This is a genomic window from Cupriavidus malaysiensis (assembly GCF_001854325.1).
Classification (GTDB): Bacteria; Pseudomonadota; Gammaproteobacteria; order Burkholderiales; family Burkholderiaceae; genus Cupriavidus; species Cupriavidus malaysiensis.
This window is the reverse complement of the sequence record NZ_CP017754.1, coordinates 4,317,899-4,343,752: the sequence shown is the minus strand read 5'-3', so window position 1 is coordinate 4,343,752 and position 25,854 is coordinate 4,317,899. Positions and strand designations below refer to the sequence as shown.

The 25,854-nt window shown below is 65.0% G+C and carries 38 protein-coding genes; 36 read left to right on the top strand and 2 right to left on the bottom strand.

Going from position 1 to position 25,854, the window contains the following annotated elements:
- Positions 1-48: 48 nt before the first annotated feature.
- Both tuf and rpsJ read left to right on the top strand, forming a co-directional pair.
- Complete coding sequence (gene tuf / locus BKK80_RS19750; protein WP_071010149.1) at positions 49-1,239, top strand: elongation factor Tu; 1,191 nt, start codon at positions 49-51, stop codon at positions 1,237-1,239.
- A gap of 92 nt (positions 1,240-1,331) precedes the next feature.
- Complete coding sequence (gene rpsJ / locus BKK80_RS19745; protein ID WP_006160488.1) at positions 1,332-1,640, top strand: 30S ribosomal protein S10; 309 nt, start codon at positions 1,332-1,334, stop codon at positions 1,638-1,640.
- A 313-nt stretch (positions 1,641-1,953) separates the two neighbouring features.
- Here rpsJ and BKK80_RS19740 read toward each other — a convergent pair whose 3' ends face one another.
- Complete coding sequence (locus BKK80_RS19740) at positions 1,954-2,970, bottom strand: AraC family transcriptional regulator (protein WP_071010147.1); 1,017 nt, start codon at positions 2,968-2,970, stop codon at positions 1,954-1,956.
- Positions 2,971-3,311: 341 nt separating this feature from the next.
- Here BKK80_RS19740 and BKK80_RS19735 point away from each other — a divergent pair, with 341 nt between their 5' ends.
- The 34 genes from BKK80_RS19735 to dsbD all read left to right on the top strand — a co-directional run bounded on the left by BKK80_RS19735 (position 3,312) and on the right by dsbD (position 24,600).
- Positions 3,312-4,541 carry a dienelactone hydrolase family protein gene (locus tag BKK80_RS19735; protein ID WP_071070566.1) on the top strand — a complete coding sequence of 410 codons (1,230 nt, stop codon included), beginning with the start codon at positions 3,312-3,314 and terminating at the stop codon, positions 4,539-4,541.
- A 143-nt stretch (positions 4,542-4,684) separates the two neighbouring features.
- Complete coding sequence (locus BKK80_RS19730; RefSeq protein WP_071010144.1) at positions 4,685-5,473, top strand: SDR family oxidoreductase; 789 nt, start codon at positions 4,685-4,687, stop codon at positions 5,471-5,473.
- A gap of 126 nt (positions 5,474-5,599) precedes the next feature.
- A complete protein-coding gene (locus tag BKK80_RS19725; protein ID WP_071070565.1) occupies positions 5,600-6,841 on the top strand; it encodes a styrene monooxygenase/indole monooxygenase family protein in 1,242 nt (413 codons plus the stop codon).
- Position 6,842: 1 nt separating this feature from the next.
- Positions 6,843-7,346, top strand: coding sequence for a flavin reductase family protein (locus BKK80_RS19720; protein ID WP_071010140.1), 504 nt, complete (start codon positions 6,843-6,845; stop codon positions 7,344-7,346).
- 415 nt (positions 7,347-7,761) lie between these two features.
- The gene (gene rplC, locus BKK80_RS19715; protein WP_071010138.1) at positions 7,762-8,412 is read left to right on the top strand and encodes a 50S ribosomal protein L3; all 651 of its coding nucleotides are present in this window, start codon (positions 7,762-7,764) and stop codon (positions 8,410-8,412) included.
- 12 nt (positions 8,413-8,424) lie between these two features.
- On the top strand, positions 8,425-9,045 hold the full coding sequence (gene rplD, locus BKK80_RS19710; protein ID WP_071010137.1) for a 50S ribosomal protein L4: 621 nt from the start codon (positions 8,425-8,427) through the stop codon (positions 9,043-9,045).
- A complete protein-coding gene (rplW, locus tag BKK80_RS19705) occupies positions 9,042-9,356 on the top strand; it encodes a 50S ribosomal protein L23 (RefSeq protein ID WP_006576245.1) in 315 nt (104 codons plus the stop codon). The genes rplD and rplW overlap by 4 nt, the downstream gene beginning before the upstream one ends.
- 2 nt (positions 9,357-9,358) lie before the next feature.
- Complete coding sequence (rplB, locus tag BKK80_RS19700; protein WP_071010135.1) at positions 9,359-10,189, top strand: 50S ribosomal protein L2; 831 nt, start codon at positions 9,359-9,361, stop codon at positions 10,187-10,189.
- A gap of 22 nt (positions 10,190-10,211) precedes the next feature.
- The gene (gene rpsS, locus BKK80_RS19695; RefSeq protein WP_071010134.1) at positions 10,212-10,487 is read left to right on the top strand and encodes a 30S ribosomal protein S19; all 276 of its coding nucleotides are present in this window, start codon (positions 10,212-10,214) and stop codon (positions 10,485-10,487) included.
- Positions 10,488-10,496: 9 nt separating this feature from the next.
- Positions 10,497-10,826 (top strand): 50S ribosomal protein L22, encoded by a 330-nt coding sequence (gene rplV, locus BKK80_RS19690; protein WP_061956552.1) that lies wholly within the window; start codon positions 10,497-10,499, stop codon positions 10,824-10,826.
- Between the two features lie 9 nt (positions 10,827-10,835).
- The gene (gene rpsC, locus BKK80_RS19685; protein WP_071010132.1) at positions 10,836-11,633 is read left to right on the top strand and encodes a 30S ribosomal protein S3; all 798 of its coding nucleotides are present in this window, start codon (positions 10,836-10,838) and stop codon (positions 11,631-11,633) included.
- Positions 11,634-11,635: 2 nt separating this feature from the next.
- A complete protein-coding gene (gene rplP, locus BKK80_RS19680; RefSeq protein WP_006576240.1) occupies positions 11,636-12,052 on the top strand; it encodes a 50S ribosomal protein L16 in 417 nt (138 codons plus the stop codon).
- A gap of 11 nt (positions 12,053-12,063) precedes the next feature.
- Positions 12,064-12,258: a 50S ribosomal protein L29 gene (gene rpmC, locus BKK80_RS19675; protein ID WP_071010131.1), complete on the top strand. Its 195-nt coding sequence runs from the start codon at positions 12,064-12,066 to the stop codon at positions 12,256-12,258.
- Entirely contained in the window at positions 12,255-12,533 is a 279-nt protein-coding gene (gene rpsQ / locus BKK80_RS19670; protein ID WP_071010129.1) for a 30S ribosomal protein S17, read from the top strand. Before rpmC ends, rpsQ begins: the two co-directional genes overlap by 4 nt.
- A gap of 290 nt (positions 12,534-12,823) precedes the next feature.
- Positions 12,824-13,192 (top strand): 50S ribosomal protein L14, encoded by a 369-nt coding sequence (rplN, locus tag BKK80_RS19665; RefSeq protein WP_006576237.1) that lies wholly within the window; start codon positions 12,824-12,826, stop codon positions 13,190-13,192.
- Positions 13,193-13,201: 9 nt separating this feature from the next.
- Positions 13,202-13,510 carry a 50S ribosomal protein L24 gene (gene rplX, locus BKK80_RS19660; RefSeq protein ID WP_071010127.1) on the top strand — a complete coding sequence of 103 codons (309 nt, stop codon included), beginning with the start codon at positions 13,202-13,204 and terminating at the stop codon, positions 13,508-13,510.
- A gap of 25 nt (positions 13,511-13,535) precedes the next feature.
- A complete protein-coding gene (rplE, locus tag BKK80_RS19655; protein WP_071010125.1) occupies positions 13,536-14,078 on the top strand; it encodes a 50S ribosomal protein L5 in 543 nt (180 codons plus the stop codon).
- Positions 14,079-14,087: 9 nt separating this feature from the next.
- Positions 14,088-14,393: a 30S ribosomal protein S14 gene (gene rpsN / locus BKK80_RS19650; RefSeq protein WP_071010124.1), complete on the top strand. Its 306-nt coding sequence runs from the start codon at positions 14,088-14,090 to the stop codon at positions 14,391-14,393.
- A 27-nt stretch (positions 14,394-14,420) separates the two neighbouring features.
- A complete protein-coding gene (gene rpsH / locus BKK80_RS19645) occupies positions 14,421-14,816 on the top strand; it encodes a 30S ribosomal protein S8 (RefSeq protein ID WP_071010122.1) in 396 nt (131 codons plus the stop codon).
- A 9-nt stretch (positions 14,817-14,825) separates the two neighbouring features.
- Entirely contained in the window at positions 14,826-15,359 is a 534-nt protein-coding gene (gene rplF / locus BKK80_RS19640) for a 50S ribosomal protein L6 (protein ID WP_071010119.1), read from the top strand.
- Between the two features lie 11 nt (positions 15,360-15,370).
- Positions 15,371-15,727: a 50S ribosomal protein L18 gene (gene rplR, locus BKK80_RS19635; RefSeq protein ID WP_071010117.1), complete on the top strand. Its 357-nt coding sequence runs from the start codon at positions 15,371-15,373 to the stop codon at positions 15,725-15,727.
- Positions 15,728-15,747: 20 nt separating this feature from the next.
- Positions 15,748-16,266, top strand: coding sequence for a 30S ribosomal protein S5 (gene rpsE, locus BKK80_RS19630; protein ID WP_039007559.1), 519 nt, complete (start codon positions 15,748-15,750; stop codon positions 16,264-16,266).
- An 11-nt stretch (positions 16,267-16,277) separates the two neighbouring features.
- Complete coding sequence (gene rpmD, locus BKK80_RS19625) at positions 16,278-16,460, top strand: 50S ribosomal protein L30 (protein ID WP_071010115.1); 183 nt, start codon at positions 16,278-16,280, stop codon at positions 16,458-16,460.
- 22 nt (positions 16,461-16,482) lie between these two features.
- Positions 16,483-16,917 (top strand): 50S ribosomal protein L15, encoded by a 435-nt coding sequence (gene rplO, locus BKK80_RS19620; RefSeq protein ID WP_071010114.1) that lies wholly within the window; start codon positions 16,483-16,485, stop codon positions 16,915-16,917.
- A 48-nt stretch (positions 16,918-16,965) separates the two neighbouring features.
- Positions 16,966-18,309 (top strand): preprotein translocase subunit SecY, encoded by a 1,344-nt coding sequence (gene secY, locus BKK80_RS19615; RefSeq protein WP_071010112.1) that lies wholly within the window; start codon positions 16,966-16,968, stop codon positions 18,307-18,309.
- 23 nt (positions 18,310-18,332) lie between these two features.
- Positions 18,333-18,551 (top strand): translation initiation factor IF-1, encoded by a 219-nt coding sequence (gene infA / locus BKK80_RS35685; RefSeq protein WP_018313956.1) that lies wholly within the window; start codon positions 18,333-18,335, stop codon positions 18,549-18,551.
- A 31-nt stretch (positions 18,552-18,582) separates the two neighbouring features.
- Positions 18,583-18,699, top strand: a complete 117-nt coding sequence (rpmJ, locus tag BKK80_RS35680; RefSeq protein ID WP_008642959.1) for a 50S ribosomal protein L36 — start codon at positions 18,583-18,585, stop codon at positions 18,697-18,699.
- A 19-nt stretch (positions 18,700-18,718) separates the two neighbouring features.
- Positions 18,719-19,084, top strand: coding sequence for a 30S ribosomal protein S13 (gene rpsM, locus BKK80_RS19605; protein WP_071010110.1), 366 nt, complete (start codon positions 18,719-18,721; stop codon positions 19,082-19,084).
- Between the two features lie 25 nt (positions 19,085-19,109).
- A complete protein-coding gene (rpsK, locus tag BKK80_RS19600; RefSeq protein ID WP_008642963.1) occupies positions 19,110-19,511 on the top strand; it encodes a 30S ribosomal protein S11 in 402 nt (133 codons plus the stop codon).
- Positions 19,512-19,801: 290 nt separating this feature from the next.
- Positions 19,802-20,425, top strand: coding sequence for a 30S ribosomal protein S4 (gene rpsD / locus BKK80_RS19595; RefSeq protein WP_071010108.1), 624 nt, complete (start codon positions 19,802-19,804; stop codon positions 20,423-20,425).
- Positions 20,426-20,603: 178 nt separating this feature from the next.
- Positions 20,604-21,584, top strand: a complete 981-nt coding sequence (locus tag BKK80_RS19590) for a DNA-directed RNA polymerase subunit alpha (RefSeq protein WP_071010107.1) — start codon at positions 20,604-20,606, stop codon at positions 21,582-21,584.
- A gap of 158 nt (positions 21,585-21,742) precedes the next feature.
- Positions 21,743-22,138, top strand: a complete 396-nt coding sequence (gene rplQ, locus BKK80_RS19585; RefSeq protein WP_071010105.1) for a 50S ribosomal protein L17 — start codon at positions 21,743-21,745, stop codon at positions 22,136-22,138.
- A gap of 138 nt (positions 22,139-22,276) precedes the next feature.
- Positions 22,277-22,615, top strand: coding sequence for a divalent-cation tolerance protein CutA (cutA, locus tag BKK80_RS19580; RefSeq protein WP_071037799.1), 339 nt, complete (start codon positions 22,277-22,279; stop codon positions 22,613-22,615).
- 140 nt (positions 22,616-22,755) lie between these two features.
- Positions 22,756-24,600 (top strand): protein-disulfide reductase DsbD, encoded by a 1,845-nt coding sequence (gene dsbD, locus BKK80_RS19575; RefSeq protein ID WP_236903701.1) that lies wholly within the window; start codon positions 22,756-22,758, stop codon positions 24,598-24,600.
- A gap of 30 nt (positions 24,601-24,630) precedes the next feature.
- On the opposite strand, the gene BKK80_RS19570 is transcribed toward dsbD, so the two are convergent.
- Positions 24,631-25,851 (bottom strand): magnesium transporter CorA family protein, encoded by a 1,221-nt coding sequence (locus BKK80_RS19570; RefSeq protein WP_071010101.1) that lies wholly within the window; start codon positions 25,849-25,851, stop codon positions 24,631-24,633.
- Positions 25,852-25,854: the final 3 nt, after the last annotated feature.

The following is a 25,854-nucleotide window of genomic DNA, read 5'->3' as shown; positions in this document are numbered from 1 at the left end:
GGCGGCGCAAAGAATTGAATCAGACTGTATTCCATTAGGAGCTGAAACATGGCAAAGGAAAAGTTCGAGCGGACTAAGCCGCACGTGAACGTTGGTACGATTGGTCACGTTGACCACGGCAAGACGACGCTGACGGCAGCGATCGCGACGGTGCTGGCTGCGAAGTTCGGCGGTGCCGCCAAGAAGTACGACGAAATCGACGCAGCGCCGGAAGAGAAGGCACGCGGTATTACCATCAATACCGCCCACGTCGAGTACGAGACGGCCAACCGCCACTACGCGCACGTTGACTGCCCGGGCCACGCCGACTACGTGAAGAACATGATCACGGGTGCCGCCCAGATGGACGGCGCGATCCTGGTGTGCTCGGCCGCAGACGGCCCGATGCCGCAGACCCGCGAGCACATCCTGCTGGCCCGTCAGGTTGGCGTGCCTTACATCATCGTGTTCCTGAACAAGTGTGACATGGTGGACGACGCTGAACTGCTCGAGCTGGTCGAGATGGAAGTTCGCGAGCTGCTGTCGAAGTACGAGTTCCCCGGCGACGACACCCCGATCATCAAGGGTTCGGCCAAGCTGGCGCTGGAAGGCGACAAGGGCGAGCTGGGCGAAGTGGCCATCATGAACCTGGCCGACGCCCTGGACACCTACATCCCGACGCCGGAGCGTGCCGTTGACGGTACCTTCCTGATGCCGGTGGAAGACGTGTTCTCGATCTCGGGTCGCGGCACCGTGGTGACCGGCCGTATCGAGCGCGGCGTGATCAAGGTCGGTGAAGAAATCGAAATCGTCGGTATCAAGCCGACGGTGAAGACGACCTGCACGGGCGTGGAAATGTTCCGCAAGCTGCTGGACCAGGGCCAGGCTGGCGACAACGTCGGTCTGCTGCTGCGCGGCACCAAGCGTGAAGACGTGGAACGCGGCCAAGTGCTGTGCAAGCCGGGCTCGATCAAGCCGCACACCCACTTCACCGGTGAGGTGTACATTCTGTCGAAGGACGAAGGCGGCCGTCACACCCCGTTCTTCAACAACTACCGTCCGCAGTTCTACTTCCGTACGACCGACGTGACCGGCTCGATCGAGCTGCCGAAGGACAAGGAAATGGTCATGCCGGGCGACAACGTGTCGATCACCGTCAAGCTGATCGCCCCGATCGCCATGGAAGAAGGTCTGCGCTTCGCTATCCGTGAAGGCGGCCGTACCGTCGGCGCCGGCGTCGTGGCAAAGATCATCGACTAAGCAAACTTCCTGGAGCAGGTCGGCGTACAATACCGCCGGCTTGTTCCCTGTTTCCGGGCGCTATCCGCCCATCGCTCTTTTAAGGAAATATCATGCAGAACCAGAAGATCCGTATCCGCCTGAAGGCTTTCGACTATCGCCTGATCGACCAGTCGGCCGCTGAAATCGTGGATACCGCCAAGCGCACCGGCGCGATCGTCAAGGGTCCCGTGCCCCTGCCGACCCGCATCCAGCGCTTCGACATCCTGCGTTCGCCGCACGTCAACAAGACCAGCCGCGATCAGTTCGAGATCCGTACCCACCAGCGCCTGATGGACATCGTCGACCCGACTGATAAGACCGTCGACGCGCTGATGAAGCTCGACCTGCCGGCCGGCGTGGACGTCGAGATCAAGGTGTAAGGTTTTGATGCCTTGGGCCGCAGTGATGTGGCCTTTTGCAGCGGAAACGGCGAACGTAAGTTCGCCGTTTTTGTTTTTGGGGCAGGGTTGTACGTTGTATACCCTTCCGCCCTCTGTTCGGAGGTGTTGGTTTGCGAGGCAACGGCCTGTTTCGGCTCCCCGCAGGGAAGTCGAAACAGTCTCTTGCCCCGAATACCGCCTACGCTCATACAGGCATCAGGCATCAGGCATCAGGCATCAGGCATCAGGCATCAGGCATCAGGCATCAGGCATCAGGCATCAGGCATCAGGCATCAGGCATCAGCCCGCCAGATCACCCCCTCCTCCTCAACGTCTCCCCCGGACACTCCCCAAACGCTCGCCGATACTCGGCGCTGAAGCGCCCGAGATGCGTGAAGCCCCAGCGCATCGCAGCCGTGCTGACCGAACCCACCGCTGCGACGTTGAGCAGATCATGACGCACGCGCTCCAGCCGCACCGCGCGCAGATAGGCCATCGGGCTCAGGCCCCGGTGTTCGCGGAAGCCTGCGTACAGGCTGCGCAGGCTGACGCCGGCGACCTCGGCCAGGTGGGCCGGCGTCAGCGCGTCGTCGGCGTGGGCGTGGATGTATTCCTCGACCACCTTCACATGGCGCGGCGCGAGCGGCTTGCCGCGGCCGCGCAGGTCCTCCGACAAGCTGTGCGGCTGTACCGTCAGCAGGGTGCCGATCACCAGTTGCTCGAGCTGGCAGGCGGTCAGGGGATGCTGCGCGGCTTCGGGTGAGCAGGCCAGCAGGTCGGCCAGGTATTGCATCAGCTGGTACCAGCCGGCCTGGCGGCGCCAGGCCATGCCCAGGGCGAAGCGCAGCGCCTGCTCGGGGCGCCGTCCCAGGTAGGCGGCGCAGACACGTTCCAGCGCGCCCAGTTCCACCCGCACGATGAGCTGGTCATTGTCGGCGCTCCAGCGCATGCGCACGGGGTCGCTCGGCGTCAGCACCGAGGCCAGGTCGGCGTCGGACAGGATGCGCTGGGTACCGCAGGCGACGTCGGCCTGGCCCGACAACGGCATCTGCACCAGCAGGAAATCACCCATGGGCCCGGGGTCGATCTCCACCTCTGCACCGTAGGCGAGGCGGTTGAAGGAGACCGCTCCCAGCGGCGCGTGGTGCAGGCGGGCGGCCAGGCGGTTGCCACCGATGGCGAGCCGATGGGGTTTGAAGACGGCGCCCACCGCCGCGCGGGCCTGGTCCTGGTCGGTCGAGGCGAACACCAGGCGGCCGGGGTCGCCCAGCAGGGCGGCGGCCAGCGCGGGGGTGGCCATGGTGGCCGTGGCGGTCGGGGGCAGCAGCATGTCTCGCTCCACTGGAGGTGGCCGGGCGCTGCCGGTGGCGCGCGCGATCCCGGGATGGTCTCGCCACGCCCGGTCTCTGCCCGCGCGGTGGACTCCCTGCGCACCACTATAGCGGAGCGCGCGGGCCGCGCACCGGCCGCGGGTGCGCCGGCTTGCGCACGGCTGCAATTTCCTGCACTAATCGGATAGCCGCTGCAGGCGGCGGCTAGCTTGCTGCAGTGCGGAGCGCCCATGATGGAATCCATGTGGCGACGCGGCCCGGTTCCGGTGTCACCCTTCGGCGTCACCGCCGGCGCCAACCGCAGGCAGCCCGACCCCCACACCAACAAGGAGACCAGGCAATGGGCCAGACCATCCAGATCCAGACCCCCGACGGCAGCTTCAGCGGCTATCTCGCCACCCCGGCTGCCGGCAAGGGGCCCGGGATCGTTCTGTGCCAGGAGATCTTCGGCGTCAACGCCACCATGCGGCAGGTAGCTGACTATTACGCCGAAGAGGGCTACACGGTGCTGGTGCCGGACCTGTTCTGGCGCCTGGAGCCCGGCATCGAGCTGGGAGATCGCGGCGAAGACTTCCAGCGCGCGCTGGGCCTCTACCAGCGCTTCGACGAGGCCCTGGGGGTCAAGGATGTCGGCGCTGCCCTCGAGGCCCTGCGCCAGCGCCCGGAATGCGTCGGCCGCACCAGCGTGCTGGGCTTCTGCCTCGGCGGCAAGCTGGCTTACCTGGCTGCCTGCAGGCTGCCGGACGTCGCCTGCGCCGTCGCCTATTACGGGGTCGGCATCGAGCATGCCCTCGATGAGGCGGCCAGGATGCGCGGCCGCCTGGTGCTGCACATCGCTGCGCAGGATGGCTTCTGCCCGCCCGAGTCTCAGGCGCGCATCGGGGCGGCGCTGGGCGGGCGCGACGGCATCGAGGTCTATGTCTACCCGGGCGTGGACCACGCCTTCGCGCGCGCCGGCGGCGAGCACTTCGACAAGCCCAGCGCCCTGATGGCGCACCAGCGCTCGATTGCCGCGCTGCGTCGCGAGATGGGGCCGCACTACGATTTCTCGGCACTGTGGGACAAGCACTGCGAGTACGAATTCGCCACGCGCGACGTCGACGCCACCATGGCGACGATGGTCGCCGAGCCCTACGTCAACCATATTCCGACCATGACCGGCGGCGTGGGCTACCGCCAGCTCAAGCGCTTCTACCAGCACCACTTCGTGCACAGCAATCCGCCGGACACCGCGCTGATCCCGCTGTCGCGCACCATCGGCGCGAGCCAGATCGTCGACGAGCTGCTGTTCTGTTTCACGCACACCTGCGAGATCGACTGGATGCTGCCCGGCGTGGCGCCCACCGGCCGTCGCGTGGAGATTCCGCTGGTCGCCATCGTCAAGTTCCGCGGCGACAAGCTCTATCACGAACACATCTACTGGGACCAGGCCAGCGTGCTGGTGCAGATCGGCAGGCTGGACCCCGCTGGGCTGCCGGTGGCCGGCATCGAGACCGCGCGCAAGCTGCTCGACGAAACGCTGCCATCGAACACCCTGATGGCGCGTTGGCAGGACAGCGAAGGCAAGTAGGCCACCGCTAAGACCACCACCAAGACCACCACTAAGGCCGACGCGATGGCCACCGCATGGCACCGCTAGGTGCCGTGCGGCCGCTTCAACCCCCGGAGCCGGCGCCCGCATGAGGCGCCGCCCGCAGACGAGGAGACGATGACATGAAAGGCTTGCAGGACAAGGTCGCCATCATCACCGGTGGCGCGACGCTGATCGGCGCCGGCGTGGCGCGTGCTTTCGTGGCCGCCGGCACGCGCGTGGCCATCCTGGACATCGATGCCGCCGGCGGTGAGCGGGTGGCGGCGGAACTGGGCGAGCGCTGCCGTTTCCTGCGTACCGACATCAGCGATGACGCCCAGGTCGCAGCGGCCGTGGCGCAGGTTGCCGAGCAGTTCGGCGGGGTCGATTTCCTCGTCAACCTGGCCTGCACCTACCTTGATGACGGGCTGCGCTCCAGCCGCGCCGACTGGCGCACCGCCCTCGACGTCAACGTGGTCTCCGCGGTGATGCTGGCACAGGCGGTGCAGCCGCTGATGCGCGCGCGCGGTGGCGGCGCCATCGTCAACTTCACCAGCATCTCCGCCAATGTCGCCCAGACCGGCCGCTGGCTCTACCCGGTGTCCAAGGCCGCGCTGCGCCAACTCACGCGCAACATGGCCATGGACCTCGCGCCCGACCGCATCCGCGTCAATGCCGTGTCGCCCGGCTGGACCTGGTGCCGCTTGATGGACGAGGTGTCAGGCGGCGACCGCGCCCGCACCGACCGCGTGGCGGCCGACTTCCACCTGCTCGGCCGCGTCGGCGAGCCCGACGAGGTGGCCCAGGTGGTGCTGTTCCTGTGCTCGGACCATGCCAGCTTCGTGACCGGGGCCGACTACGCGGTCGACGGCGGTTACTCGGCCATGGGGCCGGAGCGCGCCGAACCGGCCATTCCGCGCCTGGCCGGCTGAGCCGTCGCGGCCGTCGCGCCGCATTCCCTCTGTTGCCCTATCTGCCGGCGCGGCGTCGCGCGCCGCCGGCCGGCTGCCTTCGTCCTTTTCCAGACCGCGCGACCCGTCCATCGAGGAGACAACGCCATGAGCCAACGCATCGCCATCGTCGGGGCCGGCCAGTCCGGCCTGCAGATGGCCCTGGGCCTGCAGGCCCGGGGCTACCACGTGACCCTGATGACCAACCGCACCCCGGAACAGGTCCGGGCCGGCAAGGTCATGTCCAGCCAGTGCATGTTCGACCGTGCGCTGCAGACTGAGCGCGACCTCGACCTGAACTGGTGGGAGGCCGAGTGCCCGCCGGTCGAGGGAATCGGCCTGGCCGTGCCGCATCCCGAGCAGCCGGGCGCCCGCCTGATCGATTGGGCGGCGCCGCTGGACAAGCCGGCGCAGGCGGTCGACCAGCGCCTCAAGATGCCGGCATGGATGGAGGCCTTCGCCGCGCGTGGTGGCGACCTGCGCATCGGTGACGCCGGCATCGACGAACTGGAGGCGCTGGCGGCCAGCCATGACCTGGTGCTGCTGGCTGCCGGCAAGGGAGAGATCGTCGGCCGCTTCGAGCGCGATGCCGCGCGCAGTCCCTACGCAGCGCCGCAGCGCTCGCTTGCCCTGACCTATGTGCATGGCATGGCGCCGCGCGAGCCGTTCTCCCGGGTCTGCTTCAACCTGATCCCCGGCGTGGGCGAATACTTCGTATTTCCCGCGCTGACCCTGTCCGGGCCCTGCGAGATCATGGTGTTCGAAGGCGTGCCCGGTGGCCCCATGGACCGCTGGCAGGACGCGCGTACGCCCGCGGAGCACCTGCAGGAGAGCCTGCGCATCCTGCGCACCTGGCTGCCCTGGGAGGCTGAACGCTGCGCCGCGGTCGAGCTGACCGACGCCAACGGCATCCTGGCCGGGCGCTTCGCTCCCACGGTGCGCAAGCCGGTGATGACGCTGCCGTCCGGCCGGCCGGTGTTCGGCATGGCCGATGCGGTGGTGGTGAACGACCCCATCACCGGACAGGGCTCGAACAATGCCGCCAAGTGCTGCAAGGTCTATCTCGATGCCATCCTCGCCCGCGGCGACCGCCCCTTCGACGCCGCCTGGATGGAGCAGACCTTCGCCCGCTACTGGGACTACGCCTCGTATGTGGTGGACTGGACCAACTCCCTGCTGGCGCCGCCACCGCCGCACATCCTGGCACTGCTGGGCGCGGCTGGCCAGGCGCCGGCGCTGGCGGGCCGCATTGCCAACGGCTTCGACAATCCGCCCGACTTCTTCCCCTGGTGGCGCGATGCCCAGGCCTGCCATGCGCTGATCGAGCAGTACCTGCCGCAGGCAGCCTGACATGGACGCCGCAGCCGACAAGCAGCCGGGCGCCCTCGACGGCCGTACCCTGCGCCGGGTTTGCTCGCGCTACGCCACCGGCGTGGCGGTGATCGGGGCGGCTGGCGCGCAGGGCAGGGCGGTCGGGTTGACCGTGAACTCCTTCGCCTCCCTGTCGCTGGCACCGCCCCTGATCCTCTGGAGCCTCGCGCTGCACTCGCCCAACGCCGGACTGTTCGTACCGGCCGCGGGTTTCGGCGTCAGCGTCCTGCATGCCGGCCAGGGGGCGCTGGCCCGCCACTTCGCGACGCCCGCGCCGGACAAGTTCAGCGGCGTGGCCCACCGCCGGTGCCCGGCCGGTGTGCCTTACCTCGACGATGCCCTGGCCACGCTGGCCTGCCGCGTGGTGCGCGCCGATCCGATCGGAGACCACCTGCTGGTGGTGGGCGAAGTCGAAAGCTGCGAAGCGGGGGAGGGCGAGCCGCTGGTCTTCTACGGCGGCGGCTTCGTGCGCATCGCTGCCTAGGCCCGAGGCCCTTTGCGCACGGCGCAGGCGGCTCCATCGATGCACCGCTCCCCGTCGTTCCCGGCTTGCGGCGGCGGTCTCCATCGCCCGACCGCCGGCCCATTGCCTATCGCGGCCGGGACGGCATTCCGTGCAGCGGGCGGCCGGCCTGCCACCTGTTTCGCATCGCCGCAACGGCCCCGCCCGGAATCCGGGTTTACCTCTTGCCCTTTCCAATTGGGTCGGATATAGTGTAAGGCTACCCGTGTCTCTGGGTGGTGGGCTGGCCGTTTTGGCCTCGCGCTGTCCTCTTTTGCGCAAGCCCGTGCCGCGCGCAGCCATGCGCTCCGCGGCAGACTCCTGCGGCATTCCGCAGATCACACAGTTTCGTGTATCAATCAGCCCCGGCCAATCGCAGCTGGGAATGGAGCAAACCATGAGCCTTGGCCTTGTAGGTCGCAAGGTTGGCATGACCCGTATTTTCACGGACGACGGTGATTCGATCCCCGTTACCGTGGTCGAGGTCGGCGACAACCGCGTGACGCAAATCAAGACGGACGAGACCGACGGTTACACCGCGGTTCAAGTCACCTTCGGCAAGCGACGCGCCAGCCGCGTCACCAAGCCGCTGGCGGGTCACCTCGCCAAAGCCGGCGTGGAAGCCGGCGAAATCATCCGCGAATTCCGTATCGATGCAGCCAAGGCTGCCGAACTGCAAGCTGGCGGTTCGCTGTCGGTCGACCTGTTCGAAGTCGGTCAGAAGATCGACGTGCAGGGCGTGACCATCGGTAAGGGCTACGCCGGTACCATCAAGCGCTACCACTTCGCTTCCGGCCGTGCCACCCACGGTAACTCGCGTTCGCACAACGTGCCGGGCTCGATCGGTATGGCGCAGGATCCGGGCCGCGTGTTCCCGGGCAAGCGCATGACCGGTCACCTGGGTGACGTCACCCGCACCGTCCAGAACCTGGAAATCGCCAAGATCGACGCAGAGCGCAAGCTGCTGCTGGTCAAGGGCGCCATCCCCGGCTCCAAGGGCGGCAAGGTTATCGTGACCCCGGCCGTCAAGGCCAAAGCCAAAGCTTAAGGAGCGGAAACAATGGAACTCAAGCTCCTGCAGGACAACGGCCAGATCGGCGCCGGCGTTACCGCCTCGCCCGAAGTCTTCGGTCGTGACTACAACGAAGCCCTCGTTCACCAGATCGTCGTCGCTTACCAGGCCAACGCTCGCAGCGGCAACCGTAAGCAGAAGGATCGTGAAGAGGTCAAGCACACGACCAAGAAGCCGTGGCGCCAGAAGGGTACGGGTCGCGCCCGTGCCGGTATGTCCTCCTCGCCGCTGTGGCGCGGGGGCGGCCGTATCTTCCCGAACTCGCCGGAAGAGAACTTCAGCCAGAAGGTCAACAAGAAGATGTACCGTGCCGGCCTGCGCTCGATTTACTCGCAGCTCGCACGTGAAGGTCGTATCAACGTGGTGGAAGGTCTGACCGTCGAAGCCCCGAAGACCAAGCTGCTGGCCGACAAGTTCAAGGCCATGGGCCTGGACTCGGTCCTGGTCATCACCGACAGCCTCGACGAGAACCTCTACCTGGCCGCTCGCAACCTGCCGCACGTGTCGGTGGTTGAAGCACGCCACGCCGATCCGCTGTCGCTGGTGCACTACAAGAAGGTGCTGGTCACCAAGGCGGCCGTCGCGCAGATCGAGGAGTTGCTGAAATGACGCAAGTAGCCAAGAACGATCATCGTTTGATGCAGGTGCTGCTCGCGCCCGTGGTTTCCGAAAAGGCAACCCTGGTCGCCGACAAGAATGAACAGGTCGTGTTCGAAGTCGCCCGCGACGCCAACAAGGCGGAAGTGAAGGCGGCAGTCGAACTGCTGTTCAAGGTCGAGGTGCAGTCCGTTCAGATCCTGAACCAGAAGGGCAAGCAAAAGCGCTTCGGCCGCTTCATGGGCCGTCGCAACCACGTCAAGAAGGCGTACGTGTCGCTGAAGCCGGGTCAGGAAATCAACTTCGAAGCGGAGGCCAAGTAATCATGGCACTCGTCAAGACCAAGCCGACTTCCCCGGGTCGCCGCTCGATGGTGAAGGTCGTCAACCGCGACCTGCACAAGGGTGCGCCCCATGCTCCGCTGCTGGAAAAGCAATTCCAGAAGTCGGGCCGCAACAACAACGGTCACATCACCACCCGTCACAAGGGCGGTGGTCATAAGCACCACTACCGCGTGGTCGACTTCAAGCGCAACGACAAGGACGGCATCGCCGCCAAGGTCGAGCGCCTGGAATACGATCCGAACCGCAGCGCGAACATCGCGCTGGTGCTGTTCGCCGACGGCGAGCGCCGCTACATCATCGCCACCAAGGGCATGGTCGCCGGCCAATCGCTGATGAACGGCTCGGAAGCGCCGATCAAGGCCGGTAACAACCTGCCGATCCGCAACATCCCGGTCGGTACCACGATCAACAACGTGGAAATGCTGCCCGGCAAGGGCGCGCAGATCGCCCGTGCCGCCGGTGCCTCGGCTGTGCTGATGGCCCGCGAAGGCGTGTACGCCCAGGTCCGCCTGCGCTCCGGCGAAGTGCGCCGCATTCACATCGAATGCCGTGCCACCGTTGGTGAAGTGGGTAACGAAGAGCACAGCCTGCGCGTCATCGGCAAGGCCGGTGCGACCCGCTGGCGCGGTATCCGCCCGACGGTCCGCGGTGTGGTGATGAACCCGGTGGATCACCCGCACGGTGGTGGTGAAGGCAAGACCGCTGCTGGTCGCGATCCGGTGTCGCCGTGGGGTACCCCGACCAAGGGCTACCGCACCCGCAGCAACAAGCGCACTGCCAGCATGATCGTGCAGAAGCGCCACAAGCGTTAATCGGTAGGTAGGAGCTAAAGACATGACACGTTCCGCAAAGAAGGGTCCGTTCTGTGACGCCCACCTGCTGAAAAAGGTGGAAGCGGCTGCAGGCGGCAAGGACAAGAAGCCCATCAAGACCTGGTCGCGTCGTTCGACCATCATGCCGGACTTCATCGGCCTGACGATCGCCGTGCACAACGGCCGTCAACACGTGCCGGTGTACGTGACGGAAAACATGGTTGGCCACAAGCTCGGCGAATTTGCGATCACTCGCACGTTCAAGGGTCACGCGGCCGACAAGAAAGCGAAGAGGTAAGGTGCCATCATGGAAGTGAAAGCGATTCATCGCGGTGCCCGTATCTCCGCCCAGAAGACGCGCCTGGTCGCTGACCAGATCCGTGGTCTGCCGATCGAGCGCGCGCTCAACATCCTGGCGTTCAGCCCGAAGAAGGCCGCCGGGATCGTGAAGAAGGTGGTCGAATCGGCCATCGCCAACGCCGAGCATAACGAAGGCGCCGACATCGACGAACTGAAGGTCAAATCGATCTACGTCGACAAGGCGACCTCGCTCAAGCGCTTCACCGCACGGGCGAAGGGCCGCGGCAACCGCATCGAGAAACAAACCTGTCACATCACTGTGACGCTCGGCAACTAAGGAGTCACGATGGGACAGAAGATTCATCCGACTGGCTTCCGTCTGGCCGTCAGCCGTAACTGGGCCTCGCGTTGGTACGCCGCCAACACGAAGTTCGCCGGCATGCTGAAAGAAGACATCGAAGTTCGCGACTTCCTGAAGAAGAAGCTCAAGAACGCATCGGTTGGCCGCGTCGTGATCGAGCGTCCCGCCCGCAATGCCCGCATCACCATTTACAGCTCGCGTCCGGGCGTGGTGATCGGCAAGAAGGGTGAGGACATCGAACTGCTGAAGGCCGAGCTGCAGCGTCGCATGGGCGTGCCCGTGCACGTGAACATCGAGGAAATCCGCAAGCCGGAAACCGATGCGCAGCTGATCGCCGACTCGATCACCCAGCAGCTCGAGCGTCGCATCATGTTCCGCCGCGCCATGAAGCGCGCGATGCAGAACGCGATGCGTCTGGGCGCCCAGGGCATCAAGATCATGAGCTCGGGCCGTCTGAATGGCATCGAAATCGCCCGTACCGAGTGGTACCGCGAAGGCCGTGTGCCTCTGCACACCCTGCGTGCTGACATCGACTACGGCTTCTCCGAAGCGGAAACCACCTACGGCATCATCGGTGTCAAGGTGTGGGTCTACAAGGGAGATCACCTCGGCCGCAACGAAGCGCCGGTGGTGGAAGAGCCGCAAGACGAACGTCGCCGCCGTCCGGGTCGCCCCGATGGTCGCCGCCGTGACGGTGAAGGCCGTCCGGGTGGCAACCGCCGCGGCGGTGCCGGTGCCGGCCGTCGCGCTGCGCCTGGCGCAGATGGGAAGAGTGGAGAATAACGATGCTGCAACCTAAGCGCAGAAAGTACCGCAAGGAGCAGAAAGGCCGCAACACGGGTAAGGCTACCCGTGGCAACGCCGTGTCTTTCGGCGAGTTCGGCCTGAAGGCAATGGGCCGTGGCCGCCTGACGGCTCGCCAGATCGAGTCGGCACGTCGTGCGATGACCCGTCACATCAAGCGTGGCGGCCGCATCTGGATCCGGATCTTCCCGGACAAGCCGATCTCGAAGAAGCCCGCTGAAGTCCGTATGGGTAACGGTAAGGGCAACCCGGAGTACTACGTGGCTGAGATTCAGCCGGGCAAGATGCTGTACGAAATGGATGGCGTGAGCGAAGAGCTGGCACGTGAGGCGTTCCGCCTCGCGGCCGCCAAGCTGCCGATCGCCACCAACTTCGTGGTGCGTCAGGTCGGGACGTAAGGAGAGCAGGAATGAAAGCATCCGAACTGCGCGGCAAGGACGCCGCCGGGCTGAACCAGGAGCTCTCCGAGCTGCTGAAGGCCCAATTTAGCCTGCGCATGCAAAAGGCCACCCAACAGCTGCAGAACACCAGCCAGCTGAAGAAGGTGCGCAAGGACATCGCGCGGGTGCAAACCGTGCTGAGTGAAAAGGCGAGCTCGAAATGACTGAAACTGCAAAAACGGAATCGTCGCTTCGCCGCACGCTGGTCGGCCGGGTTGTAAGCGACAAGATGGACAAGACCGTGACGGTCCTGGTTGAAAACCGCGTCAAGCACCCGCTGTATGGCAAGTACGTGCTGCGTTCGAAGAAGTACCACGCACACGACGAAGCCAACCAGTACAAGGAAGGCGACAAGGTCGAGATCCAGGAAGGCCGTCCGATGTCCCGGACCAAGGCCTGGGTAGTCTCCCGTCTGGTGGAAGCCGCCCGCGTCATCTAACGACAACGCGGTCGTATCCTAGCTTGCAAGTCCAGGGTTATATGTTATAATCCTGGACTTCCGCTTTATTGCGTTCGCCTTAGCTGTACCACCCGGGCGGGCCTGTGAGGCGAGCCGGGGTCGGCGGACCGGGCTGGGGGTCTCTCCAGTCAGGGTCGCCAGGCGACTACCGACTTCAAAGTTGATCAACCCAAGCGGTGCTGGCGCAAAGCCGGTTCCGACGGGACCAAGACTGACCGGCGGGCTTGCATTCCGGCAAGCCAGGCGGATTAAGTTGGGAAGATAACACCATGATTCAGACAGAAAGCCGGCTCGAAGTGGCCGATAACACTGGTGCGCGCGAAGTGCTGTGCATCAAGGTGCTGGGTGGGTCCAAGCGCCGCTATGCGAGCGTTGGCGACATCATCAAGGTGACCGTCAAGGACGCAGCCCCCCGTGGCCGTGTCAAGAAGGGCGACATCTATAACGCCGTCGTGGTCCGCACCGCCAAGGGCGTGCGCCGCGCGGACGGTTCGCTCGTCAAGTTCGACGGCAATGCCGCCGTCCTGCTGAACAACAAGCTCGAGCCGATCGGCACCCGTATCTTCGGGCCGGTGACTCGTGAACTCCGTACCGAGCGCTTCATGAAGATCGTGTCGCTCGCGCCGGAAGTGCTGTAAGGAGCCGCCATGAACAAGATTCGCAAAGGCGATGAGGTCATCGTCCTGACCGGCAAGGACAAGGGCAAGCGTGGCACCGTGCAAGCCGTGCTGGGCGACAAGGTTGCCGTCGAAGGCGTGAACGTTGCCAAGAAGCACGCTCGCCCGAACCCGATGCTGGGTACCACCGGTGGCGTGGTCGACAAGGTCATGCCCCTGCATATTTCCAACGTTGCGCTCGTGGATGCCAATGGCAAGCCGTCGCGCGTCGGCATCAAGGTGGAAGACGGTAAGCGCGTGCGCTTCCTGAAGACCACCGGCGCCGTCGTGGCTGCTTGATTCTGGGCACGGATAGGAGTTGAGCATGACAGCACGTCTGCAAGAGTTTTACAAAGAACAGGTCGTTCCGAAGCTGATCGAGCAATTCGGTTTCAAGTCGATCATGGAAGTGCCGCGCATCACCAAGATCACCCTGAACATGGGTCTGGGCGAAGCGATCAACGACAAGAAGGTCATCGAGCTCGCCGTTGGCGACCTGACCAAGATCGCTGGTCAGAAGCCCGTGGTGACCAAGGCCAAGAAGGCCATCGCCGGCTTCAAGATCCGCCAGGGCTACCCCATCGGTGCGATGGTGACCCTGCGCGGCGAGCGCATGTTCGAATTCCTCGATCGTTTCGTCACCGTGGCGCTGCCGCGTGTGCGTGACTTCCGTGGTGTGTCGGGCCGTTCGTTCGACGGTCGCGGCAACTACAACATCGGTGTGAAAGAGCAGATCATCTTCCCCGAAATCGAGTACGACAAGATCGACGCACTGCGTGGTCTGAACATCAGCATCACGACGACGGCGAAGAATGACGAGGAAGCCAAGGCGCTCCTCGCTGCATTCAAGTTCCCGTTCCGTAATTAAGGGGTAACCGTGGCTAAACTGGCTCTGATTGAACGTGAGAAGAAGCGCGCCAAGCTGGTGGCGAAGTTCGCCGCTAAGCGCGCAGCCCTCAAGGCCATCATCGACGACCAAGAGAAGTCGGAAGAAGAGCGTTACGGCGCGCGTCTGGCACTGCAGCAGCTGCCGCGCAACGCTAACCCGACTCGCCAGCGCAATCGCTGCGCGATCACCGGTCGTCCCCGCGGTACCTTCCGCAAGTTTGGCCTGGCGCGTAACAAGATCCGCGAGATCGCCTTCCGTGGCGAAATCCCGGGTCTGACGAAAGCCAGCTGGTAATTACGCACAGGCTACAGGAGAAACAGTATGAGCATGAGCGATCCCATCGCCGATATGCTGACGCGCATCCGCAACGCCCAAGGCGTGCAGAAGGCGTCGGTTGTCATGCCGTCGTCGAAGCTGAAGGCAGCGATCGCCAAGGTCCTGAAGGACGAAGGCTACATCGACGACTACGCAGTGAAAGAAGAAGGCGGCAAGGCACAACTGACCATCGGTCTGAAGTATTACGCAGGTCGTCCGGTCATCGAGCGCATCGAGCGCGTGTCCAAGCCTGGCCTGCGTGTCTACAAGGGCCGCAGCGAGATCCCGCAGGTGATGAACGGCCTGGGCGTGGCGATCATCTCGACCCCGAAGGGTCTGATGACCGACCGCAAGGCACGTGCCTCCGGCGTGGGCGGCGAAGTTCTCTGCTACGTCGCTTAAGGAGGAACCATGTCCCGTGTAGGTAAGGCTCCCATCGCGCTGCCCAAAGGCGCGGAAGTGAACGTGGCGGCCGGTGTGCTCTCTGTGAAGGGCCCGCTCGGTACGCTGTCCCAGCCGATCCACAGCCTGGTCAAGGTCAATGTCGAGAACGACACGCTGACTTTCGCCCCGGCCGATGAATCGCGCGAAGCAAACGCCCTGCAAGGCACCATGCGCGCCCTCGCGGCGAACATGGTCAAGGGCGTGACCACCGGTTTCGAGCGCAAGCTGACCCTGGTTGGCGTGGGCTACCGTGCCCAGCTCCAAGGCGCTGCGCTGAAGCTCCAGCTTGGTTTCTCGCACGACGTGATCCATGAGATGCCGGAAGGCGTGAAGGCGGAAACGCCGACGCAGACCGAGATCATCATCAAGGGTGCGGACAAGCAGAAAGTCGGTCAGGTTGCCGCTGAAGTCCGCGCGTACCGTCCGCCCGAGCCCTACAAGGGCAAGGGTGTGCGCTACGCCGACGAGCGCGTCATCCTGAAGGAAACCAAGAAGAAGTAAGGGGTGCAGAGATGAACAAGAAAGACGCTCGTTTGCGCCGTGCACGTCAGACCCGCGCGAAGATCGCGGAACTGAAAGTGAATCGTCTGACGGTGTTCCGCACGAACTCGCATATTTACGCTCAGGTCTACTCGCCGTGCGGCACCCAAGTGGTGGCCTCGGCTTCGACCCTCGAAGCAGAAGTGCGCAAGGAACTGACCGGCAGTGGCGCGACCACCGCCGCCGCCACCGTGATTGGCAAGCGCATCGCCGAGAAGGCGAAGGCTGCCGGCGTGGAAATCGTCGCGTTCGATCGCGCCGGCTTCCGCTTCCACGGCCGCGTGAAGGCTCTGGCTGACGCTGCACGCGAAGCCGGCCTCAAGTTCTAAGCGCTAGAGAGAGATACGTCATGGCAAAGATGCAAGCAAAAGTCCAGCAGGACGAACGCGACGACGGCCTCCGCGAGAAGATGATCTCGGTCAACCGTGTCACCAAGGTGGTGAAGGGTGGCCGGATTCTCGGTTTCGCTGCGCTGACCGTTGTAGGTGACGGCGACGGCCGCATCGGCATGGGCAAGGGCAAGGCTAAGGAAGTCCCCGTGGCCGTGCAGAAGGCGATGGATGAAGCCCGTCGCAAGATGGTCAAGGTCGCACTGAAGAACGGCACGCTGCAGCACGAAGTCGTGGGCAAGCACGGCGCCGCCAAGGTGCTGATGATGCCCGCCAAGGAAGGTACCGGCGTGATCGCCGGCGGTCCGATGCGCGCGATCTTCGAAGTGATGGGCGTGACCAACGTGGTGACCAAGTCGCACGGTTCGACGAATCCGTACAACATGGTCCGCGCCACGCTGGATGGCCTGCAGAAGATGAGCACTCCGTCCGAGATCGCCGCCAAGCGCGGCAAGTCGGTCGAAGACATCCTCGGCTAAGGAGTCCGCAAATGTCGCAGAAAACCGTAAAAGTGCAACTGGTGCGGAGCCTGATCGGCACGCGCCAGGATCATCGCGCCACCGTGATTGGCCTGGGCCTGCGTCGCCTGAACTCCGTCTCGGAGCTGCAGGACACGCCCGCCGTGCGCGGCATGATCAACAAGGTCTCGTACCTGGTCAAGGTTCTGGCCTGATACCGGGAACTCGGAGAGCAAGATGCAACTGAACAACCTGAAACCGGCCGCCGGTTCGAAGCACGCCAAGCGTCGCGTCGGCCGCGGTATCGGCTCCGGCCTGGGCAAGACGGCTGGTCGCGGTCACAAGGGTCAGAAGTCGCGTTCGGGCGGCTTCCACAAGGTCGGCTTCGAAGGCGGCCAGATGCCCCTGTACCGTCGCCTGCCGAAGCGTGGCTTCACCTCGCTGACCAAGGCCTTCAACGCTGAAGTGACCCTGCGCGACATCGAGCGCCTGGAAGCCACCGAGGTGGACCTGCTGGTTCTGAAGCAGGCCGGCCTGGTGAGCGACCTGGTCAAGAGCGCCAAGGTCATCAAGGCCGGCGAGCTGACCCGCAAGGTGACGATCAAGGGTCTGGGTGCCACCGCTGGCGCCAAGGCCGCGATCGAAGCCGCTGGCGGCCAGATCGCGGAATAAACTAGCAGCTGATTTCGCAGTCAAGGCGAGTCACAGTCGGAGCATCGTTTGGCCACGGCGAAACCCAATGCAAGCGCGCTAGCCAAGAACACGGCGAAGTACGGCGATCTCAAGCGCCGGCTGATGTTCCTGGTGCTGGCCCTGATCGTCTACCGCATCGGTGCGCACATTCCGGTGCCGGGAATCGATCCGGACCAGCTGGCGAAGCTTTTCCAGAGTCAGTCGGGTGGCATCCTCGGGATGTTCAACCTGTTCTCGGGCGGTGCGCTGTCGCGCTTTACCGTCTTCGCGCTCGGCATCATGCCGTACATCTCGGCGTCGATCATCATGCAGTTGCTGACGATCGTGCTGCCGCAGCTGGAAGCGCTGAAGAAGGAAGGGCAGGCAGGGCAGCGGAAGATCACGCAGTACACGCGCTACGGCACGGTGGTCCTGGCCACCTTCCAGGCGCTGTCGATCGCGGTCGCACTGGAGTCACAGCCTGGCCTGGTGCTGGATCCGGGCCTGATGTTCCGGGTCACGGCCGTGATCACGCTGGTGACCGGCACGATGTTCCTGATGTGGCTCGGTGAGCAGATCACCGAGCGTGGTCTGGGCAACGGCATCTCGATCATCATCTTCGGCGGTATCGCAGCGGGCCTGCCCAATGCGATCGGAGGGTTGTTCGAGCTGGTGCGCACCGGTTCGATGAGCATCATCGCCTCGATCCTGATCGTGGCGATCATCATCGGCGTGACCTACGCCGTGGTGTTCATCGAGCGTGGCCAGCGCAAGATCCTGGTGAACTATGCCAAGCGTCAGGTCGGCAACAAGGTGTACGGCGGTCAGTCGTCGCACCTGCCGCTGAAGCTGAACATGGCCGGGGTGATTCCGCCGATCTTCGCATCGTCGATCATCCTGTTCCCGGCGACCATCGCGGGTTGGTTCACCTCGGATTCGACCGGGGCGGTCGGTCGGTTCATCAAGGACCTGGCCGCAACCCTGTCGCCCGGCCAGCCGGTGTACATCCTGCTGTACTCGACTGCAATCGTATTTTTCTGCTTCTTCTATACGGCCTTGGTGTACAACAGCCGTGAAGTTGCAGACAACCTGAAGAAAAGCGGTGCCTTCATTCCTGGCATCCGTCCGGGCGAGCAGACGACGCGCTATATCGACAAGATCCTGGTGCGCCTGACGCTGGCTGGTGCGATCTACATCACACTGGTCTGCCTGTTGCCGGAATTCCTGGTGCTGCGCTGGAATGTTCCGTTCTATTTCGGCGGAACCTCGTTGCTGATCATCGTGGTCGTCACGATGGACTTCATGGCTCAGGTCCAGTCCTATGTCATGTCGCAGCAATATGAGTCGCTGCTGAAGAAGGCGAATTTCAAGGGTAATCTGACCTTGCGCTGAAGCCGGGTCGGTACGGGCTAGGTATGGCAAAAGACGATGTCATCCAGATGCACGGGGAGGTGCTGGAAAACCTCCCCAACGCAACCTTCCGTGTGAAGCTGGAGAACGGCCATGTGGTACTGGGCCATATCTCCGGAAAAATGCGGATGAATTACATCCGGATCCTTCCGGGTGACAAGGTGACCGTCGAGCTGACCCCATATGATCTGTCGCGTGCACGGATCGTCTTCCGGACGAAGTGAAGCGAACAGGAATTGAAGGAAGAGGAAAATTATGAAAGTGCTGGCTTCTGTTAAGCGCATTTGCCGCAACTGCAAAATCATCAAGCGCAACGGTGTCGTGCGCGTGATCTGCTCGTCGGATCCCCGCCACAAGCAACGCCAAGGCTAATCGTAGAGAGGATTGACGAATGGCACGTATCGCAGGGGTTAACATCCCGAACCACAAGCATACCGAGATCGGCCTGACCGCCATTTACGGTATCGGCCGCTCGCGCGCCCGCAAAATCTGCGAGGCCACCGGCGTTCCTTTTGACAAGAAGGTCAAGGACCTGACCGACGCCGACCTGGAAAAGCTCCGTGACGAGGTAGGCAAGGTCACGGTCGAGGGTGACCTGCGTCGTGAGACCACGATGAACATCAAGCGTCTGATGGACCTTGGTTGCTATCGTGGCATGCGTCACCGCAAGGGACTGCCGCTGCGCGGTCAGCGTACCCGCACCAATGCACGTACCCGCAAGGGTCCGCGCAAGGCCGGCGTGGCTCTGAAGAAGTAAAGCCGAAGGCAGAGGAAGATAGACAATGGCAAAAGGTCCGAACAACGCCGCCCAGCGCGCGCGTAAGAAGGTCAAGAAGAACGTTGCCGACGGCATCGCGCACGTCCACGCTTCGTTCAACAACACCATCATCACCATCACCGACCGCCAGGGCAACGCTCTGTCGTGGGCGACCGCCGGTGGCCAGGGCTTCAAGGGTTCGCGCAAGTCGACCCCGTTTGCAGCCCAGGTCGCAGCCGAGAACGCCGGCCGCGTGGCGCAAGACCAGGGTATCAAGAACCTGGAAGTGCGCATCAAGGGCCCGGGCCCGGGCCGCGAGTCGGCCGTGCGTGCCCTGAACGCCCTCGGCATCAAGATCGCGGTGATCGAAGATGTGACGCCGGTGCCGCACAACGGCTGCCGTCCGCCGAAGCGCCGCCGTATCTAAAGCGCCAGGCACGGTCGCAGCAGGGCTTCCCCTGCTGCGATCGCTTGTGGTAGTATCGCGCGTTGGCCTGCCCCAGTTGTTTGTGGCAGGTTTTCGTTTTGCGCCGCCAGGCAGTCGTGGCCTGGGCGGCCATTCAAGTACATGCTGTTTTGCGCGGCCTTCAATCGGAGGGCCGCGCCGGATAAGCCCACCGTTCGCCCAGCCGCGCCGATAAGGCGGCAGGACCAGGCGGACTCGCGGCGCACCGCCTTCTGGCGGCATGGCGCCGTGATCGACCAAAGGAAGATAAAGTGGCACGTTATACCGGCCCGAAGGCCAAACTCTCCCGCCGCGAAGGCACTGATCTGTTCCTGAAGAGCGCGCGTCGCTCGCTGGCCGACAAGTGCAAGCTGGACAGCAAGCCGGGCCAGCACGGCCGCACCTCGGGTGCCCGCACCTCGGACTACGGCAACCAGCTGCGCGAAAAGCAGAAGGTCAAGCGCATCTACGGCGTGCTCGAGCGCCAGTTCCGCCGCTACTTCGCCGAGGCTGACCGCCGCAAGGGCAACACCGGCGAAAACCTGCTGCAACTGCTGGAATCGCGCCTGGACAACGTCGTCTACCGCATGGGTTTCGGTTCGACCCGCGCCGAAGCGCGCCAGCTGGTGTCGCACAAGGCCATCCTGGTGAACGGCCAGGCCCTGAATGTCCCGTCGGCCCAGATCAAGGCCGGTGACGTGGTGACGGTGCGTGAGCAATCGAAGAAGCAAGTGCGTATCGCCGAAGCGCTGTCGCTGGCCGAGCAGTCGGGTTTCCCGACCTGGGTCGCTGTCGACGCCAAGAAGTTCGAAGGCACCTTCAAGCAAGTGCCGGATCGTGCCGATATCTCGGGCGACATCAACGAAAGCCTGATCGTCGAACTTTACTCGCGCTAATTCCAGGCATTGGCCCGACCCAAGACCGGTCCAACGCTTGTATTTTCGCCAAGCTCCCTCTTCAGCCCGACGCGCCCCGGCGCGCCGGGCTTGTTGCCCATCGCACGATGGGATGTTCAGGTTCCATACGTCAGCCTTATCGGTGTAACGAGCCGAGGGTATTGAAAAGGACAACCTAATGCAAACAGCACTCCTCAAGCCAAAAATCATCGCCGTCGAGCCGCTTGGCGATCATCACGCCAAGGTCGTGATGGAGCCGTTCGAGCGTGGCTACGGGCATACGCTCGGTAACGCCCTGCGTCGCGTGCTGCTGTCCTCGATGGTCGGCTATGCGCCGACGGAAGTGACGATCGCTGGGGTGGTCCACGAGTATTCCACCATTGATGGCGTGCAGGAAGACGTGGTCAACCTGCTGCTGAACCTCAAGGGTGTGGTCTTCAAGCTGCACAACCGCGATGAAGTCACGGTTTCGCTGCGCAAGGAAGGCGAAGGCGTGGTGACGGCTGCCGATATCGAGCTGCCGCACGACGTCGAGATCATCAACCCGGGCCACGTGATCGCCCACCTGTCTGCCGGCGGCAAGCTGGACATGCAGATCAAGGTCGAACAGGGCCGTGGCTACGTGCCCGGCAACGTGCGCAAGTTCGGCGACGAAGCGAGCAAGGTCATCGGCCGCATCGTGCTGGATGCCTCGTTCTCGCCGGTGCGCCGCGTGTCGTACGCGGTCGAGTCGGCCCGCGTGGAACAGCGTACCGACCTCGACAAGCTGGTGATGAACATCGAAACCGACGGCGTGATCTCGCCCGAGGAAGCGATCCGCCAGTCGGCCCGCATCCTGGTCGACCAGCTGTCCGTGTTCGCTGCCCTGGAAGGCACCGAGTCGTCGGCGGAAGCCGCCTCGAGCCGCGCGCCGCAGATCGATCCGATCCTGCTGCGCCCGGTCGACGACCTGGAGCTGACGGTGCGCTCGGCCAACTGCCTGAAGGCCGAGAACATCTACTATATCGGCGACCTGATCCAGCGTACCGAGAACGAGCTGCTGAAGACCCCGAACCTGGGTCGCAAGTCGCTCAACGAAATCAAGGAAGTCCTTGCCTCGCGCGGCCTGACCCTCGGCATGAAGCTCGAGAACTGGCCGCCCGCAGGCCTGGAGAAGTAATTTGCGTCGGGGGGCGGCGTGAGCGGCCTCCCGTGCAAGCGCGGCCGCCGGCAGGTGCCGGCGGCTTCAATCGACTACCGGCCCGCGTCGGAAGCAGCCTTTGGCAAGCCTGCGGCGATAGAAGAGCTGGTCAAACACTGAAATAGAAAGGAATCATCATGCGTCACCGTCATGGTCTGCGGAAACTGAACCGCACCTCGTCGCACCGTCTCGCGATGCTGCGCAACATGTCCAACTCGCTGTTCCAGCACGAGCTGATCAAGACCACCCTGCCCAAGGCCAAGGAACTGCGCAAGGTCGTCGAGCCCCTCATCACGCTGGCTAAGAAGGACACCGTCGCCAACCGCCGCCTGGCCTTCGCCCGCCTGCGCGACCGCGACATGGTCACCAAGCTGTTCACCGAGCTGGGCCCGCGCTACAACGCCCGTCCGGGCGGCTACACCCGTATCCTGAAGTTCGGCTTCCGCCAGGGCGACAATGCGCCGATGGCGCTGGTCGAGCTGGTCGACCGTCCGGAAGTGACCGAGGCTCCGGCCGAGGAAGCAGCGGAATAAGCCCGCGGCGCAGCCCGTCCGAGAGGACGGGCCGGCGCACATTGCTTACAATCGAGCCAGGCTGATGCCTGGCTCTTTTGTTTTTGGGCTTTGGTTGCTGGCGTCGGACGAGCACGACAAGACGAGACGAGGTGGCACATGGAGCCGGTGGAAGCGATCTGGATGGTGATGACCACCCTGCCCGATGAGGCCGGCGCACGGCATATGGCGCACGTGCTGTTGGAAGCGGGTCTGGCAGCCTGCGTGAACCGGCTGGCTCCATGCGAGTCGGAATACCGGTGGCAGGGCGCGATCGAGCAGGCGACCGAATGGCCGTTGCTCATCAAGACCACTGCCGCACGCTATCCGGCACTGGAAGCGGCGATCCGCGCGGCGCATCCCTACGAGGTGCCGGAGATCGTGGCGTGGCCGCTGGCGGCCGGCCATGCGCCCTACCTGGCCTGGGTGAGCGCGGAAACGACGCCCGGCGGGCGCTGAGGCGCGCCCGCGGCGCACTGGACTGACGAGGACGAGGTATGTTTCTGGAGTGGGTGGCTGCATGGCACGGACAAGCGGGAGGCCTGGCGGGAGGCCGGGCTCGCGCAGCCTCGCTGCGGCATTTCGCCGCGGCATGCCTGATGGTGTTCGCCTGGCTGTGCGGGGCCGGTGGCGCCGTGGCAGCGACCGGCGATGACTTCCTGCCACCCGAGCAGGCCTTCCGCTTCGCCGCCCGCCAGATCGACGCGCACGCCATCGAGGTGCGCTTCGACGTGGCCGATGGCTACTACCTGTACCGCGACCGCTTCGCCTTCGCCGCGCAGCCGGCCGGAGTGAAGCTGGGTCAGCCGCAGTTTCCACCGGGCAAGGTCAAGTTCGACGAGAACTTCGGCAAGGAGATGGAGACGTACCACGACGGCGTCACCATCCGCGTGCCGGTGGAGTCGGCCCCCGAGGGCGGCTGGACCCTGGTGGTGACGTCGCAGGGCTGCGCCGACAAGGGGTTGTGCTATCCGCCGATGGAGCATGCCTTCCAGGTCGGCGGCAGCGCGCTCGATGGACTGCTCGGCAAGGCAGCGCGCAGCGAGGCGCCGACGGCGCGTGCGCCGGGCGCGGATGCCCCGGCCGCAAGCGCTGGGGCCAGGCTGGATGGCGGCGACGATGGCGATCGCATCGCCGGCGCCCTGGCCAGCCGCAACCTGCCGCTGATCGCCGCGCTCTTCTTCGGCCTCGGCCTGCTGCTGACCTTCACGCCCTGTGTGCTGCCGATGGTGCCCATCCTGTCGTCCATCGTGGTGGGCGAGCACGTCACGCGCGGCCGCGCGCTGGCGGTGTCGCTGGCCTATGTGCTCGGCATGGCCGTGGTGTACACCGCAGTCGGCGTGGCCGCCGGCCTGCTCGGCGAGGGGCTGTCGGCTGCGCTGCAGAATCCCTGGGTGCTGGGCGCCTTCGCCGTGCTGATGGTGGCGCTGGCATTGTCCATGTTCGGCCTCTATGAACTGCAGCTGCCGCAGCGCTGGCAGACGCGGCTGACGGCTTCCTCCAACCGCCGCCAGGGCGGCCAGGTCGCCGGTGCCGCCGCGATGGGCGCGATCTCGGCGCTGATCGTCGGCCCCTGCGTGACGGCGCCGCTGGCCGGCGCGCTTGCCTATATCGCGCAGACCGGCGATGCCTTCACTGGTGGCGGTGCACTGTTCGCCATGGCCCTCGGCATGGGCGTGCCCCTGGTCCTGGTCGGCGTCGGGGCCGGCAACCTGCTGCCGCGTGCCGGACGCTGGATGGAGGTGACCAAGCGCTTCTTCGGTTTCCTGCTGCTGGGTGTGGCGATCTGGATGGTGAGTCCGGTGCTGCCGGCCTGGCTGCTGATGGCGGCCTGGGCCGCCTTGCTGCTGGTGGCGGCGGTCTTTCTCGGCGCTTTCGACCAGCTCGGTAGCGAGCCGCACGGACTGGCGCGGCTGGGCAAGGGCCTGGGCCTGCTGGCGGCCCTGGCCGGTGCCATCCTGCTGGTGGGCCTGGCCTCGGGCGGCCGCGATCCACTGCAGCCCCTGTCGCACCTGGCCGCGGTGCGCGGTGCGGGCGCCGCCGTGCCGGGCGGGGCCGGGCATGCCGAGGTCCGCTTCGAGCGCGTCGCCTCGGTGACCGAACTGGAGACGCGCGTCGCGCAAGCCTCGGCGGCGGGCAAGCCGGTGCTGCTGGATTTCTATGCCGACTGGTGCGTCAGCTGCAAGGAGATGGAGCGCCTGACCTTCAGTGACACCGCCGTGCGTTCGCGCCTGTCTGGCCTGGTGCTGCTGCAGGCCGACGTGACCCGCAACAATGCCGACGACAAGGCGTTGCTCAAGCGTTTCGGCCTGTTCGGCCCGCCCGGTATCATCCTGTTCGGCGCCGATGGCAGCGAGCGCCCGGTACGGGTGATCGGCTACCAGTCCGCCGAGCGCTTTCTCGACAGCCTGCAGCGGGCGCTCGGTTCCGCCACGCGTACCTGAGGCTGCGCCAGCCGCGGCGGCAGGCCAGGCTCAGCGGTCCAGCCAGCGGCTGAGCTGCCATACCGCGCCCAGTACCACCACCACCGCGCCCATCAGGCCGAGCGACCACCAGAAGCCGTCCGGCTCATGCAGCCACGGCATGCGCTCGAAGTTCATGCCGAAGATGCCGGTGATCAGCGTCAGCGGCATGAACAGCGCGGTGATCAGCGTCAGCGTGCGCATGGTGCGGTTGGTGCGATGCGCCACTGCCGAGAAGTGGATCTGCACCGCCGACTCGATCGAATCCTCCAACCGCCGCGCATGGGCGAGTACGCGCGAGATGTGTTCCATCAGGTCGTTGATGCGCACCAGCAGCACTTCGTCGCGCCCGGCCGGTCCCCCGGCTGCGGCGGCACCCGGCCCGGGCTCGGAGGCGTCGCTGTAGCGGTTGTCCAGCAGGCTGTCGCGGAATTCCTGCAGCGCGTCGCGCTGCTCTTCGCTGAGGTGTTCCAGGCGGCGCAGCTGGATGCGTGCATCCAGCAGGCCTTCCCAGCTGGAGAAGCCGCGTCGCGCGTTCAGCAGTGCCCGCTGCCAGCGGTCGAGCTGGCGCGTCAGCGGTGCCCGCAGCTCCAGGTAGCGGTCGACCATGGCATTGAGCAGCCGCAGCATCAGGTCTTCGGGGCGCGTCGGCGGGCGGATGCCGTGGACCAGCGCCGCCTGGCCGTTGCCGCGGGCCTTCGCCGGCGGCGCCTGGCAGAGTTCCAGCAGGCGCTGGCGCACCTGCTCGATGGTGCGCGACTGGGCCGGCCCGACCGTGGCCAGCACGTTGTCGAAGACGAAGAAGGCCACCGGCTGCGTATCGATGCGCGCCAGCGCCGGCAGGAAGCCCGGCGCGCGCCGGCGCGGCCTGGGCCCGGCTGCAGCGGCTGCCTCGCCGTTGCCCGCTTCCGTGCTGCCCGCCCCGGCTTCCGCGATCAGGCGGCTGGTCTCCAGCGTCAGCTTGCGGAAGATCACCATGTCATAGGCATGGGTGGTATCGAAGTAGGACGGGTGGGCGGGATTGGTCGCATCCGCCAGATGCAGGTCCAGCACCGATGCGCCCGCCAGCGCGGCCAGCTGGTCGCGCCAGGCGCTTGCTGCCGCCGTCACTTCCTCGATGGTGCAATCGATCCAGATGAAACGGGCCGACGCATGGCCGGCGAGGAAGCCCCGCGCGGCCTCGACGGTGTCGAGCGGGTGGACCTGGCTGGCGGAGAAGCCAAGCAGCTGCATGCG